Origin of the sequence: Streptomyces sp. NPDC016640 (assembly GCF_043076215.1) — a bacterium.
In the GTDB taxonomy this organism is placed as follows: Bacteria; Actinomycetota; Actinomycetes; order Streptomycetales; family Streptomycetaceae; genus Streptomyces.
The window spans coordinates 167,490-186,459 of sequence record NZ_JBIBRG010000004.1; the positions used below are offsets into that span (position 1 = coordinate 167,490).

General features: G+C 67.9%; 38 protein-coding genes. All 38 read left to right on the forward strand.

Annotated features, from left to right (window positions below; genetic code table 11):
• Window positions 1–47 precede the first annotated feature (47 nt).
• The 38 genes from ACF07S_RS10315 (at window position 48) to ACF07S_RS10500 (ending at window position 18,954) form a co-directional block, all read left to right on the forward strand.
• Window positions 48–314, forward strand: a complete 267-nt coding sequence (locus tag ACF07S_RS10315; RefSeq protein ID WP_391973942.1) for a hypothetical protein — start codon at window positions 48–50, stop codon at window positions 312–314.
• A complete protein-coding gene (locus tag ACF07S_RS10320; protein WP_391973943.1) occupies window positions 311–835 on the forward strand; it encodes a hypothetical protein in 525 nt (174 codons plus the stop codon). Before ACF07S_RS10315 ends, ACF07S_RS10320 begins: the two co-directional genes overlap by 4 nt.
• Window positions 832–1,002: a hypothetical protein gene (locus ACF07S_RS10325; protein ID WP_391973944.1), complete on the forward strand. Its 171-nt coding sequence runs from the start codon at window positions 832–834 to the stop codon at window positions 1,000–1,002. The genes ACF07S_RS10320 and ACF07S_RS10325 overlap by 4 nt, the downstream gene beginning before the upstream one ends.
• Window positions 999–1,193, forward strand: coding sequence for a hypothetical protein (locus tag ACF07S_RS10330; RefSeq protein WP_391973945.1), 195 nt, complete (start codon window positions 999–1,001; stop codon window positions 1,191–1,193). The genes ACF07S_RS10325 and ACF07S_RS10330 overlap by 4 nt, the downstream gene beginning before the upstream one ends.
• Window positions 1,193–1,672, forward strand: coding sequence for a hypothetical protein (locus ACF07S_RS10335; protein WP_391973946.1), 480 nt, complete (start codon window positions 1,193–1,195; stop codon window positions 1,670–1,672). The genes ACF07S_RS10330 and ACF07S_RS10335 overlap by 1 nt, the downstream gene beginning before the upstream one ends.
• Window positions 1,673–1,771: 99 nt before the next feature.
• Entirely contained in the window at window positions 1,772–2,572 is an 801-nt protein-coding gene (locus tag ACF07S_RS10340; RefSeq protein WP_391973947.1) for a hypothetical protein, read from the forward strand.
• A 125-nt stretch (window positions 2,573–2,697) separates the two neighbouring features.
• On the forward strand, window positions 2,698–2,928 hold the full coding sequence (locus ACF07S_RS10345) for a hypothetical protein (protein WP_391973948.1): 231 nt from the start codon (window positions 2,698–2,700) through the stop codon (window positions 2,926–2,928).
• A 163-nt stretch (window positions 2,929–3,091) separates the two neighbouring features.
• Window positions 3,092–3,631, forward strand: a complete 540-nt coding sequence (locus tag ACF07S_RS10350; protein WP_391973949.1) for a class I SAM-dependent methyltransferase — start codon at window positions 3,092–3,094, stop codon at window positions 3,629–3,631.
• Window positions 3,624–3,830 (forward strand): hypothetical protein, encoded by a 207-nt coding sequence (locus tag ACF07S_RS10355; protein ID WP_391973950.1) that lies wholly within the window; start codon window positions 3,624–3,626, stop codon window positions 3,828–3,830. Before ACF07S_RS10350 ends, ACF07S_RS10355 begins: the two co-directional genes overlap by 8 nt.
• A 21-nt stretch (window positions 3,831–3,851) precedes the next feature.
• Window positions 3,852–4,211 (forward strand): hypothetical protein, encoded by a 360-nt coding sequence (locus ACF07S_RS10360; protein ID WP_391973951.1) that lies wholly within the window; start codon window positions 3,852–3,854, stop codon window positions 4,209–4,211.
• Window positions 4,212–4,232: 21 nt separating this feature from the next.
• Window positions 4,233–4,673 carry a hypothetical protein gene (locus ACF07S_RS10365; protein ID WP_391973952.1) on the forward strand — a complete coding sequence of 147 codons (441 nt, stop codon included), beginning with the start codon at window positions 4,233–4,235 and terminating at the stop codon, window positions 4,671–4,673.
• Window positions 4,674–4,693: 20 nt separating this feature from the next.
• Window positions 4,694–5,173, forward strand: coding sequence for a DUF6221 family protein (locus tag ACF07S_RS10370; RefSeq protein ID WP_391973953.1), 480 nt, complete (start codon window positions 4,694–4,696; stop codon window positions 5,171–5,173).
• A gap of 20 nt (window positions 5,174–5,193) precedes the next feature.
• Window positions 5,194–5,400, forward strand: a complete 207-nt coding sequence (locus ACF07S_RS10375; protein ID WP_391973954.1) for a hypothetical protein — start codon at window positions 5,194–5,196, stop codon at window positions 5,398–5,400.
• A gap of 20 nt (window positions 5,401–5,420) precedes the next feature.
• Window positions 5,421–5,609: a hypothetical protein gene (locus tag ACF07S_RS10380; protein WP_391973955.1), complete on the forward strand. Its 189-nt coding sequence runs from the start codon at window positions 5,421–5,423 to the stop codon at window positions 5,607–5,609.
• Window positions 5,609–5,818, forward strand: coding sequence for a hypothetical protein (locus ACF07S_RS10385; RefSeq protein ID WP_391973956.1), 210 nt, complete (start codon window positions 5,609–5,611; stop codon window positions 5,816–5,818). Before ACF07S_RS10380 ends, ACF07S_RS10385 begins: the two co-directional genes overlap by 1 nt.
• Window positions 5,818–6,099 (forward strand): hypothetical protein, encoded by a 282-nt coding sequence (locus tag ACF07S_RS10390; RefSeq protein ID WP_391973957.1) that lies wholly within the window; start codon window positions 5,818–5,820, stop codon window positions 6,097–6,099. The genes ACF07S_RS10385 and ACF07S_RS10390 overlap by 1 nt, the downstream gene beginning before the upstream one ends.
• Window positions 6,099–6,737, forward strand: a complete 639-nt coding sequence (locus ACF07S_RS10395) for a hypothetical protein (protein WP_391973958.1) — start codon at window positions 6,099–6,101, stop codon at window positions 6,735–6,737. Before ACF07S_RS10390 ends, ACF07S_RS10395 begins: the two co-directional genes overlap by 1 nt.
• Window positions 6,730–6,936: a VCBS domain-containing protein gene (locus tag ACF07S_RS10400; RefSeq protein ID WP_391973959.1), complete on the forward strand. Its 207-nt coding sequence runs from the start codon at window positions 6,730–6,732 to the stop codon at window positions 6,934–6,936. Before ACF07S_RS10395 ends, ACF07S_RS10400 begins: the two co-directional genes overlap by 8 nt.
• A 2-nt stretch (window positions 6,937–6,938) precedes the next feature.
• Window positions 6,939–7,217, forward strand: coding sequence for a hypothetical protein (locus ACF07S_RS10405; RefSeq protein ID WP_391973960.1), 279 nt, complete (start codon window positions 6,939–6,941; stop codon window positions 7,215–7,217).
• A complete protein-coding gene (locus ACF07S_RS10410) occupies window positions 7,214–7,513 on the forward strand; it encodes an HNH endonuclease (protein WP_391973961.1) in 300 nt (99 codons plus the stop codon). The genes ACF07S_RS10405 and ACF07S_RS10410 overlap by 4 nt, the downstream gene beginning before the upstream one ends.
• Window positions 7,513–7,776 (forward strand): hypothetical protein, encoded by a 264-nt coding sequence (locus ACF07S_RS10415; protein ID WP_391973962.1) that lies wholly within the window; start codon window positions 7,513–7,515, stop codon window positions 7,774–7,776. The genes ACF07S_RS10410 and ACF07S_RS10415 overlap by 1 nt, the downstream gene beginning before the upstream one ends.
• A complete protein-coding gene (locus tag ACF07S_RS10420) occupies window positions 7,761–7,979 on the forward strand; it encodes a hypothetical protein (RefSeq protein ID WP_391973963.1) in 219 nt (72 codons plus the stop codon). Before ACF07S_RS10415 ends, ACF07S_RS10420 begins: the two co-directional genes overlap by 16 nt.
• Window positions 7,980–8,229: 250 nt before the next feature.
• Entirely contained in the window at window positions 8,230–8,406 is a 177-nt protein-coding gene (locus tag ACF07S_RS10425; RefSeq protein ID WP_391973964.1) for a hypothetical protein, read from the forward strand.
• A 36-nt stretch (window positions 8,407–8,442) separates the two neighbouring features.
• Window positions 8,443–8,616 (forward strand): hypothetical protein, encoded by a 174-nt coding sequence (locus ACF07S_RS10430; RefSeq protein WP_391973965.1) that lies wholly within the window; start codon window positions 8,443–8,445, stop codon window positions 8,614–8,616.
• A 159-nt stretch (window positions 8,617–8,775) separates the two neighbouring features.
• Complete coding sequence (locus tag ACF07S_RS10435; RefSeq protein WP_019757532.1) at window positions 8,776–9,135, forward strand: hypothetical protein; 360 nt, start codon at window positions 8,776–8,778, stop codon at window positions 9,133–9,135.
• Entirely contained in the window at window positions 9,125–10,903 is a 1,779-nt protein-coding gene (locus ACF07S_RS10440) for a terminase (RefSeq protein WP_391973966.1), read from the forward strand. Before ACF07S_RS10435 ends, ACF07S_RS10440 begins: the two co-directional genes overlap by 11 nt.
• Complete coding sequence (locus ACF07S_RS10445) at window positions 10,900–12,366, forward strand: phage portal protein (protein WP_391973967.1); 1,467 nt, start codon at window positions 10,900–10,902, stop codon at window positions 12,364–12,366. Before ACF07S_RS10440 ends, ACF07S_RS10445 begins: the two co-directional genes overlap by 4 nt.
• Entirely contained in the window at window positions 12,347–13,120 is a 774-nt protein-coding gene (locus tag ACF07S_RS10450; protein WP_391973968.1) for a hypothetical protein, read from the forward strand. Before ACF07S_RS10445 ends, ACF07S_RS10450 begins: the two co-directional genes overlap by 20 nt.
• 60 nt (window positions 13,121–13,180) lie before the next feature.
• Window positions 13,181–13,816, forward strand: coding sequence for a hypothetical protein (locus ACF07S_RS10455; protein ID WP_391973969.1), 636 nt, complete (start codon window positions 13,181–13,183; stop codon window positions 13,814–13,816).
• A gap of 12 nt (window positions 13,817–13,828) precedes the next feature.
• A complete protein-coding gene (locus ACF07S_RS10460) occupies window positions 13,829–14,782 on the forward strand; it encodes a phage major capsid protein (RefSeq protein WP_391973970.1) in 954 nt (317 codons plus the stop codon).
• Window positions 14,783–14,856: 74 nt separating this feature from the next.
• Window positions 14,857–15,816, forward strand: coding sequence for a glycosyltransferase family 4 protein (locus tag ACF07S_RS10465; protein ID WP_391974109.1), 960 nt, complete (start codon window positions 14,857–14,859; stop codon window positions 15,814–15,816).
• Between the two features lie 8 nt (window positions 15,817–15,824).
• Window positions 15,825–16,238, forward strand: a complete 414-nt coding sequence (locus ACF07S_RS10470) for a hypothetical protein (protein WP_391973971.1) — start codon at window positions 15,825–15,827, stop codon at window positions 16,236–16,238.
• Between the two features lie 152 nt (window positions 16,239–16,390).
• Complete coding sequence (locus ACF07S_RS10475; RefSeq protein WP_391973972.1) at window positions 16,391–16,609, forward strand: hypothetical protein; 219 nt, start codon at window positions 16,391–16,393, stop codon at window positions 16,607–16,609.
• Between the two features lie 18 nt (window positions 16,610–16,627).
• On the forward strand, window positions 16,628–16,957 hold the full coding sequence (locus ACF07S_RS10480) for an HK97 gp10 family phage protein (protein ID WP_391973973.1): 330 nt from the start codon (window positions 16,628–16,630) through the stop codon (window positions 16,955–16,957).
• Window positions 16,954–17,346, forward strand: coding sequence for a hypothetical protein (locus ACF07S_RS10485; protein WP_391973974.1), 393 nt, complete (start codon window positions 16,954–16,956; stop codon window positions 17,344–17,346). The genes ACF07S_RS10480 and ACF07S_RS10485 overlap by 4 nt, the downstream gene beginning before the upstream one ends.
• Window positions 17,347–17,403: 57 nt before the next feature.
• Window positions 17,404–18,006, forward strand: coding sequence for a phage tail protein (locus ACF07S_RS10490; RefSeq protein ID WP_391973975.1), 603 nt, complete (start codon window positions 17,404–17,406; stop codon window positions 18,004–18,006).
• A gap of 109 nt (window positions 18,007–18,115) precedes the next feature.
• Window positions 18,116–18,550, forward strand: coding sequence for a hypothetical protein (locus tag ACF07S_RS10495; RefSeq protein WP_391973976.1), 435 nt, complete (start codon window positions 18,116–18,118; stop codon window positions 18,548–18,550).
• Between the two features lie 74 nt (window positions 18,551–18,624).
• Window positions 18,625–18,954: a hypothetical protein gene (locus ACF07S_RS10500; RefSeq protein WP_391973977.1), complete on the forward strand. Its 330-nt coding sequence runs from the start codon at window positions 18,625–18,627 to the stop codon at window positions 18,952–18,954.
• The last annotated feature ends 16 nt before the right edge of the window (window positions 18,955–18,970 follow it).

The window sequence follows — 18,970 nt, forward strand, 5'->3', positions numbered from 1 at the left end:
ACTCCTGCCGGGCTGTCCTGCCCGGCCTGAACCGATAGGAGCCTCCCGTGAGCCTTCCGCAGATCGTCGCCCAGCGTTCCGTGATCGCAGGCGACAAGCAGCTGGCTGTTTCCACGATCCGTATCGCCGCCGACTACTACGACACCGTGATCTTCGACGACAGCCCGGACAAGCAGCACGTCGGCATGGTGATCGGCGGCTACGTCATCGACCACTCGTCCAAGCGCGCCAACAACCGCGAATCCGCCATGGAGAACCACCGCCAGGCGCTGATCGCCGCCCGCAACGAGACGCCCAAGGAGACCCACTCGTGACCACCAGCGCCTGGCCGTTCGGCACCGACGCCAAGCAGGACGACCCGCTGACCGCCCTTCGCGTCCCGGTGGTCGACAGCTTCAACCCGAAGTGGAAGTACATCGCCGCATACATCGACGTCGACCGCAGCCGCTACAGCTGGGGCAGCCAGGAGCGGCCCACCGACGCCGAGGCCGCGATGCTCGCCTCGTTCATCGAGGAGTACAAGCACCACTGGTTCCGCGAGAGCTACCACCGGAAGCTCGCCGAGCGGCCCCTGGACGTTGACTCCGGCTGCAACACCACCGTGTTCGTGAAGTACGGCACCGACGACTGGGGGTACCGCCTCTGCTCGTGGGAGCGCGGTCCGATGTACGTGCCCGTCAGTCCGAAGCTGCGCGGCGGCGACTACGACTACGCCAAGTGTCCCGGCCCGCTGACGCTGGAGAAGGTCATGGACTACCGCCACACCATCGTCGGAGAAGTCATGCAGCACTGGCTGGACTGGAAGAAGGACCACCCGGAGGTGTTCCCCGCATGACCCGCCGCCCGATGTCTGCCCGCCGTGCCCGCGAGGTGATCGAACCCGCCGACCCCGACGGGCCCTACCCCGAACACCCCGGATGGCCCGAAGCCTGCAGCCACCCCGACGGACCCAAACTCCAACAGCCCATCACCAACTGCCCGCACTGGGAGACCCGCAGGTGAAGCCACTGCTCCACATCCCCGCCAATGACCTGCGGGTTGGTGACGTCATCGTTCACGACGATGGCGAGACCACCGTCCGTCAGCTCGACCGGAGCAGGACGCCCGCCATCGTCACCAACCCCGGCGACGACGACCAGATCGACGGCTACCTCTGGCAGCACGTCGTCGTCCGACGAGAAGGGAACACCTGATGGGACAGTCCACGAACGGCATGCTCGTCTACGGCTACGACCTCGGCGGCGAGGAGGAATGGAAGATCCGCGAGGCTGGCGAATACGGCGAGTTGCCGCCCCTCGACTGGTTCGACCCCGACAACGAGGAAGGCGACGGCTTTCAGGAAGCCGCCGAACGTCGACTCCTCGCCCAGCTGGCCGACTTCACCGAGACCGACTGGAGGGCCGACGGCTACTTCGAACGCGAACGCGAGGCGAAGGCCCGGCTCGGAGTCGAGTTTGACACCTACTGCTCCGGCGACTACCCGATGTACCTCCTCGCCGCCAAGGTCATCACCGTGTACCGAGGCTCTGCCGAGGAGATTGACATGACCGAACTCGCCATCGCGCCCGAGATGAACGGCTGGGACGAGAAGCTGAACGCCGCCGTGCAGGCGCTCGGCATCACGCCGACGCAGGACAAACCGAAGTGGCTGCTCTGCTCCTACTGGGGATGACCGCCCCACCCTGTGGGCCTGCGCCGTCTGGTGCGGGCCCACACGCATGTCGTGTGCCATTAGCCGCCGTTGTCAACCTCATGCTGCACCATTGGCCTAATGCGCCACCTGCTTCCCGCACCACACGAGGAGCCCGCCGTGCACCACCACCCCACCGCCAAGCCCTGCCCCGGCCCCTGCAACAACGCCTGGCGCCGCGCCGAAACACTCCTCGCCAGCGACGGCACCGAACACCACCTCACCCCCAACTGGGGCCAGCCCGTCCAATGCGACGGATGCGTCGGACGCGCACGGCAACAACTCGCGGAACTCCCCGAACTCCTCACCGCCATCCAACTCGAAGCCCTCTACGGCACCCGCCCACAGAACACGGCAACCATCCACAGCCGGCCCAACAACACACCCGCCTGGCCAGGACAAGCCGCCCGCCTCCTCATAGACACCCTCCTCGGAGAAATCGAGGAACTCGCCGCCGACATCCTCTACCAGCGCCGCATATGGCGAGACGCCAACCAGCCAGACCGCACCGCCATGCGCGAAGGACGCCGCATCACCGACGCCTGCCACACCCTCGCCGGCCACCTCGACTGGATGATGCAGCAGCACCCTGCTGCAGGAGAACCACACGACGCCGGGAACGCCAACCCCGGTGGACAGATCCGCCACTGGCACGCCGCCGCCCAGCGCTTCACCAAAGCCCACCCACAGCACGACATCCGCAAGATGGCGCCCTGCCCCCGCTGCAAAGGCCCCTACCTCGCCGAAGCACGCGACCTCCGCCTCGTCGACGACCGGCCCTACATCGAATGCCGCGACCCCGACTGCCAGCGCATCATGACCAGCGCCGAATACGACACCTACGTCAAAGCCCTCGCCGCCGTAGTCACGCAGGCCGCTTGACACCCGCGCGCATCATGCATGATCCTGAGGCCACGCGAAGCATGCCCGCACATGCTCAAGGCCTCACGGATCATTCCGTAGAGGCCTTCTCTCATACCCCGGCACCCTTCAAGGAGGTGGCCGCCGTGGTCGATCTGACCGCAGACCTCCAGACCACTCTCTGGACCGTCGCCGAAGCCGCCGAAGCCGCCCAAGTCCGCCCCAACGTCGTCCGCAACTGGAAGTACCGCGGCGTCCTCCAGCAGGCCGGTGAAGACCGCAATGGGCGACCGCTCTTCCGCGCCATCGACGTGATCAACGCCGAGAAGGCCACCCGCGAGAAGGCACGACGGGTCTACCCCGCGCACGCCGCCTGATGCTCCTGCGCTGGCGAGGCGCAGGAAGGGCCTTGTAGCGCCACCGCGCTCGGCCCCACCGTCCGCCCGGCCTCTGTGGGGTGGCCGGGCGGACAACAACCCCCCAGCCGGAGCGGACCGGTCACCACCCCCGGGAAGACCACCGTCTACTAGGAGACCTGCCATGCCCACCAGCGACAACGAGGGCAAGGACTGGTCCCTCGAAAAGTTCCGCTACCACCTGCCAAACACCGTCACCGACGTAGGACCGGGCGAAGGCACCTACGCGAAACTCCTCCGGCCCGTGCACGAGGGCGTGTGGTGGACCGGCATCGAGATCCACCGGCCGTACATCCGCAAGTATGGGCTGAAATCCACGAAGACGCGGAAGATGTACGACGAGCTGCACGTCATGGACGCCCGCGAAGCACCCGACCACCTCTTCTACCGGGACCTCGTCGTCTTCGGCGACGTCCTCGAACACGTCGAACGGAACGACGCCGTACAACTCCTCCAGCGCGCGGAGGCCGCCGGCGCCTGGAACATCCTCGTCTCCGTCCCCATCGTCGACTCCCCGCAGGGCGAAGTCGACGGCAACCCGCACGAAGCCCACCTCCACCAATGGGACCCCGACGACATGGACCAAGTCCTCGCCGGACTCGGCGGGAAGGTCGAGTCCATGCGCGGGTCGACGCTCGGGTGCTGGTGGTGGAACCGTGGCTGACGGGGCCAAGCCGTTTCGGCTTCGGCTGACCGACGGTCGCGTCTGGCAAGGTGCCGAGTTCCCCGACGGCTTCGTCTGCGTCCACCACCCTGGCGAACCCACCATCTGCACCATCGCCGTCAGCCTCGACGACCTCCTCGCTGACCTGCCGCCGATGCACCAGGCGCACGGCGCGGTCGTTGAGCGGCCCAACACCTGACCCCACGGAAGGCCCGCGCCCATGGCCCGTTACCAGGTCACGCTCACCGTGCGGCCACCCACCTGGATCGAACGGCTCTGGTACTGGAGCCTCGACATCCCCGCGCCTCGCGCGTGTAGCGCCCCGCTGCGGTCGGAGCCGTGGATTCGGCTCCTGCCGCAGTCCTGGACCCGCCTCCACAAGCGGTACGCGAACCGGCACGGCTTCTACTGGATGCCCTGCCTGCTCTGCTCCCGCCCCTACGGGGGCCACCAGCACGCAGGCAGCATTCCCGATCCCGAGTACGGGCCCGGCTCCGGCCGCAGCGTCGGCATCTGCCCTCACTGCACCCGGCACGGCCACCATGTACCGATCGACTACGACGACCTGCTCAACCACTGACCGTCGGAAGGTCCGCGCCAAATGAGCACCACCCAAACCGGTCCCGCCCGACAAGGTCCCATGGAGCGCTGCTCCTGCGGCCATACCAAACGTGATCACTCCGGCCGCCGCGACCACCGCGAGAAGTACGGGCCCACCGTCGCCGGACGCCCGTGGTGCCATGTCTGCGAGACGGAGTGCATCTACTGCCCGCCCGACCCCACCGAGCAGGCCCCCACCGGACGCCCCGTCGAACTCCGCGTCGCCGCCCAGCTCGAAGCCGACTTCGACAAACACCAGCATCTCCTCGCCGGCCGCGAACTGGCCCGCCGCCGCGACGGCGACCACATCATCCTCACCTGGCACGCCCCCGACGCACCCGAAGACGCCGTCCTGATGAGCCCGTGGTTCACGCTCGTCGGCGACCGCATCGAACTCGGCGGCATCGACTACTACGACACCGCCGGATACCGCATCACCTAACCCCACCCGGAGCCCGCGCCATGGATCTCCACGCCTGGATCACCCAGCAAGTCGACGAGCGCGAGCGCATCGCCCTGAAGGCGCGTGAGGACATCCTGGCCTTGCTTGCGAGCGGAGACGTCGACAACCGCTTCGCCGAGCGGCACATCGCCGCGAACGACTCGGCCGCCGTCCTGCGTCGCTGTGAGGCGGACCGCCGCATCCTCGCCCGACACCGGATCGACCCCCACGAGTCCGCGTTCCCCGCCTCCTGTGAAGGCTGCGGACTCGACAACTGGGACCTCCCGAACACCGAGAGCGTCAACGACTGCCCCGAACTGCTCGACCTCGCGCACGCCCACGGCATCACACCGGCGATCCTCGCCAGCCTCGACCGGCCGACGCCGCCCGAACCCAAGCCGCGCACCGGCTGGCGCCTCGGCCTCGGCGACATCCTCGCCCCACGCACCCCAATGCGCGACGTACCCGCCGCACTCCGCGGCCCCCACTGGAAACCCTGAACCCCACAGGAGCCCGCGCCATGTTCGAGCCCCTCAAACAGGCCCAGCCAGAGCCCGGCGGCTCCTGGACAGTCGACTTCGCCGATGGCGGCACCCGCATCATCAAGGCCGACTGGTTCGAGCCCGTAGGCGAGTGGGTTGAGTTCCGCAGCATCGAGCACGGTCTCATCGCCATGACCCGAGCCGCCGCCACCGACTGCATAACCCACATCCCGCCCACACCCTGACCAGACCGGGAGCCCGCGCCATGGCCCAGTACACGATCAGCTACCTGAACGGCGACGAAGAGGCCGTCCACGCCGCCAAGGTCGAAAAGAGCGCCGACGGCAGCGAGTACCGCTTCCCCGACCGCAACGGGCGCACTGTCGCCTATGTCCCGGCCGCCAACGTCCTCAGCATCGTCCTCGTCGAGGAGCCCAAGGCGGTGACCGGCTGATGGCCGTGCCCAGCTACCGCGAACTCGCCCAACGCACCCTCGGACAAGCCGCCTCCGAACTCAACGCCATGCCGCAAGGCCAAGTAGCCTCCGCCGAGATCCAAGCCCGAGCCGCCAAAGCAACAGCCATCGCAACCGTCGCCACCGCCCAGGCCCTCCTCGAGATCGGCGACACCCTCCGCGAACACCTCAAGCGAGGTGACGGCTGATGGCCACCGTCGAACTGCACATCGCCAACGAGATGCTCGACAGCTTCGAAGCCATCCGCCCCAACCTCAACGGCCACGAGACCGGACGCCGCCCCAGCCCCACAGCAATGGGCATCACCATCCTCGACATGGAAATGGCCGGCGCACCCGACCAGGCGAAGACCATGGAAGTCGTCCTGCAGCTCATCGACGGCCAACCCAAGATCAGCGGCATCCACTACTGGGACGAGCACGGCATCTTCCTCGCACCCGCCCTCCCCTTCCGCCGGGCGGTGAACTGATGGCCCGCCTGCAGATCCTCGAACTTCCCGAAGGCACCGGCGACGACCGGCCGCCGTTCATCCTCGTCATCGACCAGATGCCGAACGACGAGCCCGGTTTCGAAGCGCTCCGCCGCGACCTCAGCGACGGGAACCTCGCCGAACGCATCGGCTCCCGCGCCGTCCTCGTCTTCGAAGACACCATCGACATCCCCGCCAACGACACCAGCGCCTACCTCAACGCCCCGGCCGCAGCGCAGAAGGTCGTGGTCGAACTGGCTGGCCAGGACCCGCAAGGCGCCATCGACGCGGCGATACGGAAGGCCAAGGACGGACTCCGGCTCGCAGAGGAGCGCACCGACATCGCCCGCGACATGGACCGGCTCGCCAAGTGGAGGCACGAACTCACCGACGCGCTCGGCATCAACCAGATCCGCGACTGGGACGAAATCCGCAACGCCGCCGCCGCACTCCGACGCGAACGCGACGCACAGACCGAGGCCATCGAGCGCGTCCGTAACCTCCCCGAGCAGCCCGAGATCATGAACGCTCAGCACCCGGACCCCAGCGGATACCTGCACGGGTACGGCGTCGCCATCCGCGAAGTCAAGCGCGCCACCTACCCGCCCGAGCGGGCCGAACCCGTCACCGATGCCTGACGTGACGGTGAAGCTGGCCGACGGCATCCGCGAGATCACCGTCGAGATCAACGGCAGCAACGACGACCCCCTCGCACACGCCGAGGAGACCGCCGTCCGGCTGTACGGGATCGCCGTCGCCAGCAGCCCGCTCGAGCGCCGCGCTGGCTTCGGAGACTGGACCCTCAGCAGCGACACCGAACGCAGCGACGAGGAGTAGACGTGACTTCCTCGAAGGACTTCCTGCCCCGCTGGCTGCACCGGCGCGGCATCGCGCGAACACTCAGCAGCACCAGCAGCAATAGCCACCCCGACGTCCAATACCTCATGGAGTCCCGCCGCTGGACGCCCCGCTGGCTCGTCGTTTGGGCCGCGAACCGGAACTTCTCCTGGATGTACCGCAGCCAGGCCAGCCAGCTTCACCTTGCCGACGTCCGGAAAGGCGCCGTAGCTCAAGACGGCAGTCGAAGGTGGACGCTCCAATACAGGCCCACGCTGTGAGCGGCGGCTGGAAGGGCAGCGACCGCAAGAGCCGGCTGCCGTCAAACTGGCCGACCATCCGCCGCAAGGTGCTCGACCGGGACGTGGTCTGCCAAATCTGTAAGGTGCGGCCAGCCACCCACTGCGATCACATCGAAGCCAAGACCGACGCCCACGCCGAAGACCGACTCCAAGGCGTCTGCGCCACCTGCCACGGACTGAAGAGCAGTGCGGAAGGGAACGCCGCCCAACGCGCCAACCCGCGACCCGGCAGGCGACGCCCTGAGGAGAAGCACCCCGGGATCAAGGAGGGGTGATGCATCGCTACGCCTTCCTCGCCTGGGTGCCGAGAGGGCTGGAAGTCACGGAACAGCTCGCCGCGCTTCTCGTGCAGAAAGAAGGCGAATCCCGAGGCATCCCGCCCGCGGCAGACCCCGACATAGAAGTGCGGCCCGTCGAAGTACACGAGGACTCGGCAGGGTTCGTTCACCCCGATGTAGACGGTCGCGACTTCTACGTGCTGGAGTACGACGCCGATTTGGGGGCGATCGGGGAGCGCGCGCTATGCCCGCCTACCTGATCGTCCACCCGCGCGAGCAGCGCCGCGAAGACGTTCACATCGAAGGCGACGACCTCACCCTCACCGTCACCGACGGATGGGCCGTCTTCTCCGACCGCGCCGGCATCTGCCTCGCCATCCCCGCCGGGCTAGGAGCCCAAGTCCAGCGGGTAGACGAACAAGAGGATCCCGACCAACCGGAGCCCGCGCCGCAGAAGGAGTGAGACCTGTGGCCAGCAAAGGACGAAGCGGACGAGGAAAGCGCGGCAACGCCGAAACCCTCCGGCGATTCTGGGGTCCTTCGGGGGCAGGCGGAGCACGCGTGCGCTGGGGCACACCAGGAGACTGGTCAAGGTGTAATCGCCTGCTCAGCCGCTACATGGGCGGTCGCGCCCGCGGATACTGCCAGCTCATGCACCGGAGGTACACCGGCAGCTACACCGGGTCCCGAGCCAACGTCGGCCGGCGCAGCAGGTGACCCACACACTGCACGTCACCCCACTCGGCGACCTTGTCGACCACGACACCAGTACGACTGACGCCGACTGCGTGTGCGGACCAGAGGTCAGGCCAGCCGCTCACGACGATGGGTCGATCGGCTGGCTGCTGGTGCACTACTCCCTCGACGGAAGGGAGCAGGCGGAGGGGTAGACCCAGGCCGGGTCGGCGGGCAGGGAGGCAGCAGGCATGGCAGCGGTCGGTGTGGTCCAGGTCCACTGTCCCGAGTGCGACGTCGTCATCCCGATCACGATGACCGCGAAGTCGCCGACTCGCGAAGGCGACACGTTGATCGTCAATGTCGAGCCGGACCTGACGGACGCCATGGCACATGTCTGGACACATGATCCAACACCTTGGTGATTAGCAAGTCTTGATCCAAATAGAAACGGACATAGGGGGCATATCCTCCATCATGATCCTTCTGGGATCGGGGCCGTCTAGCCCCTCACTTTGAGCGTGCGGCTGAGCTGTATTTTTTCGGCCCCTGGTGGGCCGTCTCGAGGCCCCAGGAGGGTCGCCATGTCATCGAAGATCGAACCCCCTGAGGGTCTCGGACCGAAGGCCCTGGTGGTCTGGTCGGAGATCGCGGGGAACTACGAACTGCGGATCGACGAACTGCGTGTCCTGGAGGACGCTTGCCGGGAGATCGATCTGATCGAGCGGTTGGAAGCTGAGCTCGTCCACGCCGACCTGATGGTCACGGGCAGCATGGGGCAGCCTGTCGCCTCACCGCTGGTGCAGGAACTGCGGCAGCACCGTGGGGTCCTGGCCCGACTGTTGGGCTGGCTGAAGTTGCCGGACGAGGAGGAGCCGGCGAAGGGGAACGCGTCTGCGTCTGCGCGGCAGGCGGCTATGGCGCGTTGGGGCCGTGGCGCGTAGGCGGTCGGTCGAGCGTCAGGACGACGGGCACGACGAGGTCATCCGCTGGTACCGGGAGCGGCTGGCGGTTGCTGCGCCGCAGCTGAAGCTGGAGTGGGAACCGAAGCTGCTCGGCCCAACCTGGCAGCGGAACCCGGATGGCACCTGGCTGCTGCCCGAGGCCACGCTCGGCTGGGAGGCCCTGGGCTGGTGCGGTGTCTGGCTGCAGCACTCCCGCGGTGTGCCGTGGCGTTTCACCAACGAGCAGGCTCGCTTCCTGCTCTGGTGGTTCGCGCTCGACGAGTCAGGTTCCTTTGCCTACCGCGATGGTGTCCTTCAGCGTCTGAAGGGCTGGGGCAAGGACCCATTGGGAGCTTGCCTGTGCGCGGTCGAGGCGCTCGGCCCGTCCCGCTTCGCTGGCTGGGCTTCGGACGGCACGCCGATCGCGACGGACAGCCCGGAGGCGTGGGTGCAGACGGCTGCGGTCAGCTTGGAGCAGACGAAGAACACGATGCGACTTTTCCCCTCGCTATTCACTGCGGAGGCGAAGGAGCACTACCGCATTCAGGTCGGCAAGGAGACCGTCAACGCTCTGGGCGACTCCCGACTGATCCAGGCGGTCACGTCGTCTCCGTCGACGCTGGAAGGTGCGCGAGCAACGTTCGTTCTGCTGAATGAGACGCACCACTGGGACTCGTCGAACTCTGGCCACGACATGGCCGACGTGATCGAGCGGAACGCGACGAAGTCCGCGGATGGTGCGGCTCGCACGCTGCGCATCACGAATGCCTACGAGCCCGGCCAGGACTCCGTTGCGGAGCGGGACCGGGAAGCGTGGGAAGCCGTGGACGCCGGCCGGGTGATGGATTCGGGTCTGCTGTACGACTCGCTGGAGGCTCCACCGAAGGCGCCGCTGACGGTGGAGGACGCCCCTGCGGTGATCAGATCGATCCGCGGTGACGCCTCATGGCTGAACGTGGATCGGATCGTGAAGTCGATTGCCGACGTCAGGAACCCGCCCAGCCGATCCAGGCGCTTCTGGTACAACATGATCGTTGCGGCTGAGGATGCGTGGATGGCGCCCTACGAGTGGGACGCCTGCAAGGCTGAGGCTCTTGAGGTTGCGGATGGCGACGAGGTCGTCATGTTCTTTGACGGCTCCAAGTCTGACGACGCGACCGCGCTGGCGGGCTGCCGCATGTCGGACGGCCACGTCTTTACGCTTGGCGTGTGGCAGCGGCCGGCGAACTGGAATCTCGACGTTCCGTGGTCTGTTCCGCGTGATGAGGTCGACGGTGTCGTCGAGCGGGCCTTCAACACCTACAAGGTGGTGGCGTTCTTCTGCGATCCGGGCTCTGGTCAGGACGAGGACGGCGAACGCTACTGGTACGCCTACCTTGACAAGTGGGGCCAGGTGCACGGCTCGAAGCTGGTCTTGCACGCGGTCACGGCAGGCCCGAAGCAGCACGCCGTCCGCTGGGACATGGGTGCTTCCCGGCATCAGGAGGAGTTCACGGACGCGGTGCAGCGGACGCGTGAGGACATCCTCGAACGGCGCCTGACGCATGACGGCCACAAGGTGATGCGCACGCATGTGGCGAACGCTCGGCGTCGCACGAACGCGTGGGGCATCACGATCGGCAAGGAGCACCGCGAATCCGCTCGGAAGATCGACCTTGCGGTGTGCATGGTGGGCGCGCGGATGCTGCGCCGGAAGCTCCTCAACAGCAAGCAGTACGGGAAGCGGCCGAAGTCGCGCGGTAAGGGACGGGTGGTGGTGCTGCGGTGACCCTGTCCATCCCTGAGCTTCCGCTGGTGACGTTGTCGGATGACGAGCTGGCCTTGGTGCAGATGTTGCGGGCGGACATGCTGCGGGATCGGCACGCTCTGCTGCTGCGGGACGCCTACTTCAACGGCGAGCAGCTCGTTCGCGACCTTGGGATCAGCATTCCGCCGCAGTTGAAGGGCCTGCATACGGTGATCGGCTGGCCTCGGGTGGGCGTGGAGTCGCTGGAGGAGCGTCTCGATCTGGAGGCGTTCCGCTGGGCGGATGGTTCGGACTCGAGTGAGCTGGCGGAGATCGCCGAGGCGAACGATTTGTTCGACGAGTCGAGCCTGGCGCACTTGGATGCGCTGGTGTACGGCCGCGAGTATCTGGCGGTCGGCTCGGGGGACTGCGGCACGGGCGACTGCCCGCCGCTGATCTCGGTGGAGTCGCCGCTGGACATGACCCTGATGTGGGATGCCCGTCTGCGGATGGGGACGGCAGCGCTGCGGGAGTGTGCGGCCGACAGCTACATCGAGGCCGGGCCCGAGGAGCGGATGCTGGTTCTCTACCTGCCGGATCAGACGGTGATGTGTGTGCCGTCGGAGTCGGGCGGGTGGGAGGTCGTCGACCGCGACATTCACAACCTCGGTGTCGTGCCGGTCGTCAGGCTGGCGAACCGGCAGCGGACTGCGGACCGGGTCGGCAAGTCGGAGATCACGCCTGAGGTCATGAGCATCACGGATGCGGCGTGCCGGCGTCTGATGGGTATGGAGGTGGCGGCCGAGTTTTTCGGGGCGCCGCAGCGGTACATCCTTGGCGCGTCGGAGTCGGCGTTCCAGGACGCGGACGGTACTGCCAAGAGCGCGTGGGAGACGTACATCGGCCGGGTGCTCGCTCTGGAGCGGGACGAGGACGGCAACGTTCCGAACGTCGGCCAGTTCGCGGCTCATGACCCGACAGGCATGACGAAGATCATCGACCTGTACGCACGGATCATGTCGTCGCAGTTCGGTCTGCCGCCGCACATGCTCGGCTACACCACTGACAACCCCGCCTCCGCGGATGCCATCCGGTCCACGGAGGCGAAGCTGGTGAAGCGGTCGGAGCGGCGGATCCGCCGGTTCGGGGCGGCGTGGCAGCAGGCAATGCGACTGGCGTTGTGGGTGCGGCATGGTGAGCCGCCGGACAAGGCTCGGCGTATCGAGACGGTGTGGCGGAACCCGGCGACTCCGACGGTCGCGGCCCAGGTGGACGCGACGGTCAAGCTCGTCCAGGCCGGGGTGCTTCCCGCGGACAGCGACGTCACGCTGGAGATGGCCGGCTTCACCGAGGGGCAGCGGCAGAGGATCGCTGTGGATCGGCGTCGTTCGGCTGCTGCAGCTGCTGGCGGCGGGCTGATGGAGCGGCTCGCCGCTCTGGACGACCGGCCTGCCGCGGTCTTGCCGGATGTGGCGGAGGTGTCGGGTGGCGACGACGGTCTCTGACGGAGGTCGTGACCCGGACCGCTATCGGGCGGCCCAGTTGGGGTTGTCTCGTCTGCTGGTGCGGGATGTGCGCCGGCTCCGACGGTTGATCATTCCGTCGCGGTTGCGGTCGTCGATGCCGGACTGGTTCGCCGCGGTGCAGGTTGTGGTGGACCAGTACGCGCAGACGTCGGCCGCTCTGGGGGCCGAGTTCTACGATGCCCAGCGGGACGCGGCGGGGGTGCCGGGCTCGTTCACGGTGCCGGTCGTGGATCCTCCGCCGCCTGAGAAGACGGAGGCGTCGCTGCGGTGGGCGGCGAAGGACGTGTGGGAACGCGATCCTGAGGTCGGCACGCCCGCTCAGCGGGAACCGTTGGAGACGCGACTGGAGAAGGCCGAGAAGAAGGCCGAGATGGTCGCGCAGAAGCTGGTCGCCGACACGGGCCGCAGCACTGTCCTGGAGGCGGTGCGGCAGGATCCGCAGGCGAGAGCTTGGGCGCGGTCGGCGGCGCTCGGCGCGTGCGCCTTCTGCAAGATGCTCGCCTCTCGCGGTTCGGTCTTCGCCCGGGACACGGTGGGTTTCCGGGCGCATGACGGTTGCCACTGTGGCGCGATACCGGTCTTTGCGGGGCAGCGGTTCGAGGCGTCTCCGCAGGCCCGCGAGTGGGCGCGGCTGTACGAGGAGTACGCCGCCGGCCACTCGGGAAGCCAGTTGGCCCGGTTCAGGCGGGCGCTGGCTGAGCACGATCCGAACCCGCTCCCTGGAGCGTTCTGACCCTGGTCGCCCTGGTGGCGGCCTTCCTCATTTCTACAGCCCCTGGAGGGCCGATTCGTCATGCCCGAAGAGACCGAGACGACCGAGCAGCAGGACACCGGCACCGAGGAGACCGTCGAGGAGACGGCGTCCGAGGAGAGCGGTACCGAGCAGCGGGACGACGCCCAGGAGGCGGAGGCCGGCAAGCAGGAGGAGCCGTTCGACCGGAAGAAGTTCGAGGCTGAGCTGCGGAAGAAGAACAGCGAGGCCGCGAACCTCCGCAAGCGTCTGAAGGAGCTGGAGCCGGCGGCTGCCGAGCTGCAGCGCATCAAGGACGCCGAGAAGTCGGAGTCCGAGCGGCTCAACGAGCAGCTAGCGCGCGCGAATGAGCAGGTCGCGAGGACGCGTCAGCGGCTGGTGCGCACGCAGGTGCAGGCGCTGGCGATGACGTCGTTCGCCGATCCGGAGGACGCGGCCGGCGCGCTCGATCTCGACTCGTACATCGACTCTGAGGGTGACATCGACGAGGCGGCCATCAAGGCGGACCTCGACGCGCTCCTCGAGCGCAAGCCGCACTGGGCGAAATCCCAGCCCCAGGAGGGCCCGCGGCGTCCCGCACCGGACCGCACTCAAGCGTCCGGCGCCAACAAGCAACGGACCCTCAACCCCGCGGACGAGTTCGCGGGGTTCATGAACTCGCGGCTCTTGCGCCGCTGAAAGAGGTAGACCATGGCCACGGCCGCTCTCAAGCTGTCCGACGTCAACGATGCACTGCTGCCCCGCACCCTCGCGGGGCCGATCTTCGAGAAGTCGGTGGAGTCCAGTGCCGTGATGGCGCTGGCGCGTCGGGCGCCGCTGTCGCTGGACGCGACCACGTCGGTCCCGATCCCGATGGACGTGCCGACCGCGGACTGGGTCGGTCAGGCGGCGAAGAAGCCGCTGTCGAGCGGCGGTGTCGCCGTGAAGCAGATGCAGGCGAAGAAGGTCGCCGTACTCATCCCGGTCGCCGAGGAAGTCGTCATGACCAACGCGGGCGGCCTGTGGACGCAGCTCCAGCGCGACCTGCCGACCGCGTTCGCGCGGGCCTTCGACCACGCCGCGATCCACGGCAAGACCATGAAGGGTGCCGCCGGCCCCTTCGCCGACTACCTCGCGGCCACGGACAACGCGATCACGCTCGGTACGGCGCCGCGCAACGAGGGTGGCATCTGGGCCGACTTCGTCGACGGCATGGAACTCGTCGTCGACAAGGACTGGGACTTCACCGGTACCGTCGCCGACCACCGGCTGAAGCCGAAGCTGCTGCGCGCCACGGACGCGAACGGTCAGCCGATCCTCGTCGACACGCAGACGCCGGGCACCAACATGGCCTCGGGAGGCACGCTGATCGGCGAGCCGCTGGCCTACTCGCGCAGCGTGTCGGGCAAGCAGCGCCGGCAGTCGGCGTCGGTGGACTCCGGCCTGCGGGCGATCGGCGGTGACTGGTCGCAGGCGGCCTACGGGATCGGTATGGACATCACCGTGCGGATCTCGAAGGAGGCGACGTACATCGACGAGGACGGCGGCGTGCACTCCGCATTCCAGGAGAACCTGGTGCTGCTGCTCGCGGAGGCCTACTACGGCTTCGTCATGGGCGACGAGAACGCGTTCGTCCGATACACCGACACTCCGTCGGGCACCTGATGGGCGGGGCTGTCCCGGCTTCCGCGCCGGGCGGGGCAGCCAAGCCCCTGAAGATCGTGGCCCGCGTGCATCTGATGCCGCCGGAGCACAATGCCGGGGCGGAGCACATGCTCGTCTCCATGTTGCGGCCTCTGGTGGAGCGCGGGCACGACGTGCAGGTGTGGCTGTCCCGCTACGGGAAGGCCAGCCGGGAGTACGAGTACCGCGGAATCCGGGTGGTGCCGCTCGCCTCACGGCTGGACTTCCCGTCGGCGGTCCGGCGGGCGGATGTGCTGCTGGCACATCTGGAGACGGTGCCGTCGACGGCGTCGTTGGCCCGCGGCTATGGCAAGCCGCTGATCGTGCTGTGTCACAACACGCACCGGCCCACGTTCCGGGACGCTGCGGCCGGCGGGACCGCACTCGCGGTCTACAACAGCCAGTGGATGGAGCGGGAGGCGGAGCTGTTCTTCGCCGAGTACCCGAAGTCCATCCGGCCCGAGTCGTCGCTGATCGTGCGCCCGCCGGTGTTCGCCGACGAGTACGCGACGAAGCCCGGCAAGGCCATCACCCTGGTCAACTGCAATCCAGAGAAGGGCGGCAAGGTACTCGCCGCGCTCGCCGAAAGGATGCCGGACCAGCAGTTCCTCGCGGTGAAGGGTGCCTACGGCGAGCAGATCCTTCCCGACCTGCCGAACGTGACGGTGCTCGACCACGTCCGCGGTGAGGACATGCGGGAGCAGGTGTACGCCCGCACCCGCGTGCTGCTGATGCCGTCGTCCTACGAGTCGTGGGGCCGGGCCGGCGCCGAGGCGTTGGCGAGCGGCATCCCGGTCGTGGCCCACCCGACGCCCGGCTTGTGCGAGTCGCTGGGCGAGGCCGGGATCTTCGTCGACCGCCACGACATCGACGGCTACGAGGCGGTCCTGCGGAAGCTGCTCAGGCCGGCGGAGTACCGGCTGGCGTCGAAGCGGGCGAAGGCCCGCAGCGCCGAGCTCGACCCGGCCGCCGACCTGGCGGCCTGGTGCAGTGCCGTGGAGTCCGTAGCCGGATAGGAGGAGCCGTGGCATTCGTTCCTCCTACCGCCGAGCAGCTCGGCCTGTACCTCGGGCTCTCTGAGATCGACGGGGCGCGCGCCGACCTGTTGATCGCCACGGCGACCAGCCTGTGTCAGACGATCGTCAAGCCGCTACCCGAGGGTGCAGAGGCGGTCGTCCTTTCGGTAGCCGGCCGCGCCTATGTGAATCCGCAGCAGGTGTCTTACGAGACGATCGGTCCGATGTCGGTGCAGCGCCCTCAGGGTTCTGGAGGCCTGTACCTGACGAAGTCTGACAAGAGCGCCCTCAAGTCCCTCGCCGGGCGTGGCGGCGCGTTCACGGTGGATCCGACTCCCGCGACGGCGGATCCGTCGCCGACGTGGCCCATCGACGATGCCGGGTTCGCCGATGAGTTCGAGCCCGGGTGGGGGTACAGCTGATGCCGGCGCCGTATCCGTTCGGGGAGACGGTACGGATCAAGCGCACCGGCCCTTCGCCTGGGCGGGATCCTCGCGGGCAGCCGTTGCCGGGCCCGGATGAGTCGTTCGATCTGGCTGGGTGTGTGGTGACGCCGCGGCAGCAGTCGCCCCAAGTGGGTGGCTCAGATCAGCAGGAGAGGGACACGGTCATCGTCGGCTGGACCGTCTACGCCCCGCCCGACCATCCGCGGATGCCGCTGCGCACCACAGACAAGGCCGTGGTCCGTGGCGTCGTCTGCGAGATCACAGGCGAGCCGGGCGACTGGGGCCGCTCACCCTTCACTGGAACCCGCGGCCCGGTTCAGTTCGCCGCTGACCGCGTCACCGGCTGATCTGTAAGGGAGGTGGCTGTGGCTGCCAGGTTCAAGGTCAAACGCAAGGGGATCGGCCAGATGCTGCGCATGCCGGGCATGCAGGCGGAGATGAAGCGCCGAGCCGAGGTCATCAAGAGCGTCGCCGTATCCCTGTCGCCGGTCGACGAGAACAGTCCCGACCCCGGCCACTACAAGAGCTCTTGGGAGACGGACAGCACCGCCCGGGGTGGCCGCCGCCGGGACCGTGCGGTGGGTTATGTCCGCAACACCGCTTACTACGCCCGTTGGGTGGAGTACGGCACCGAGAAGGTGCCCGCCCACCATGTCCTGCTGCGGGCGGCGCAGATCGGCGGGCGGAACCAGTGACCGTCCTCGTCGACATCGAGGGCGAGCTAATCCCGCGCGCTCAGGCCCGCTGGCCGAACGCTGTGGCCCGGGACGAACTCGACAACAACCTGCTGAACGAGCTGCCGACGATCCAGATCACGCAGATTCCCGGCGGCGGCATTGCCGCGGGTCGCTTGGCCCGGATGCTCGTCGACATCGACGTGTACGCGGCCACCCGCGCGGAAGCGTTCGATCTCGCTCGCGAGGTCGTCGCATGGGTGGAGCGGGAGCTTCGCGGATCGACTACCGACACGCTGGCCATCGGACGGGCTGGCGTCGTCACCCTGCCTGCGATCCGCCCATACGAGAACACCGCCCTCCGTCGAGTGGGCTCCACCTACGAGATCTTCTGTCATCCGGTCTCCTGACCGGCTACGGGCCCGCGCCGTGCCCCGTCAGTTCCCGCCCGTGCGCGGGCTTCACGCATGTCTGGAGACATCATGGTCAACATCACCCGCGCTGCGGATTTGCTCGAGGTGGGGGCGAATGGCGGCGGTTGGGCGGCGCCCGTCGGCACCACGTCGCCGGGGGATCCGGCGATCCAGCCGCTGTCGCCGTGGCAGCCGCTGGGCGCCATTTCGGACGACGGCCTGGTGCAGGGGTTCGACGAGGACTCCGAGTCGTTCACGCCGTGGGGGTTCACGGCCCCGATCCGCACCACCATCACCAGCTCGCTGCGGACGTTCGGGTTGACGGTGTGGGAGACCGGCCGCACCACCGTGCAGTCGCTGCAGTACCGCCTCGACGCCGCGGACCTGGCGCCGGCGGGCGGCCTGACGACGTTCGCGGAGACCGCCAGCCCGGCGCCGGACCGGCGCGCTTTCTGGTTCGTCGTGCTCGACGGCGACAACTTCCAGCGTGGCTTCTACGTGCCCGAGGGGGAGATCACGGAGCGGTCCGACGTGTCCCACAAGCAGGACGAAGTCGCGGGCTACGAGTGGACGATCACCGCCTACCCCGACTCCGCCGGCTTCACGGTCTACCACTTCGACAGGGTGCCGGAGACCGCGGACTACACGGGGTCCTGAGACAGGTGGACGGGCCGTAGGCGTCCTGCGGGGCGTCACCGTTGGCGCGGGCCCGGCCCGTCCACCTCTACACCAGCCCGCGCCAGGAGATGAGTGAGGAGCCCGCGCCATGGCAGCAGCGAGCAAGAGCACCAGTACCAGCAGGAAGCCGCGCAGCGCCTCGCGTGCCGTGGCCCGGCCCGCCACCACGCGGCGTGCGGTGGAGTTGGACGTCGAGCCGGACGAGGACGTCGAGGTGTCGGCGGCGGATGCGCAGGAGATCGAGGCTGCCGGCTACGTCACGGTCGAGCTGTGCGGTGAGGAGGTGCAGGTCATTCCTCCGGCGGGGTGGCGTGCCTCGTGGCAGCGGGCCCTGAACGCGGGGCAGATTGACTTCTTCGCCGAGAAGGTGTTGCACCCGGACGACTACGACTACTACCTCGAGGCCGATCCGACGGTGCAGGAGTTCCAGGAGTTCGTGGCGGAGGCTGCCGAGCGCTCGGGTGAGAGCTTGGGAAAGTCCGTGGCACGATCGCGATCTGGCGGGCGCACGCGGAGGCGGTAGAGGCCGACCTGATCGAGCGGCGCTACGACATTGCCGACGTCCTGACGGGTAAGCGGTCGTGGCGGTGGTTGCGGGTGTTCATCGAGCATCTGCCGCCTGAGTCGCACACGATGACCGCCCTGCGGAACGAGCTCACCTCGTTGCAGCTTGCGGAGCAGGCGGACAAGGGTGAGCCGGAGAAGGGTCGCTGGTCGCAGCAGGAACAGCTCCTCGCCGCGGCGGTGGATGCGATCCGTCGCCTGGAGTGGGTGCTGATCTGCGTAAACACGGAGAAAAAGTCACAGCGGCCGGATCCGCCTGAGCCGATGCGTCGACCTGGTGCTGGGCCGCGGAAGAAGAAGGCGCAGCTCACCGAGAAGAGCGCCGACAGGCTGCTGAAGCTGCTGCAAGGGGGCGCCGCGTAGGGCGCTGGGAGGAGGC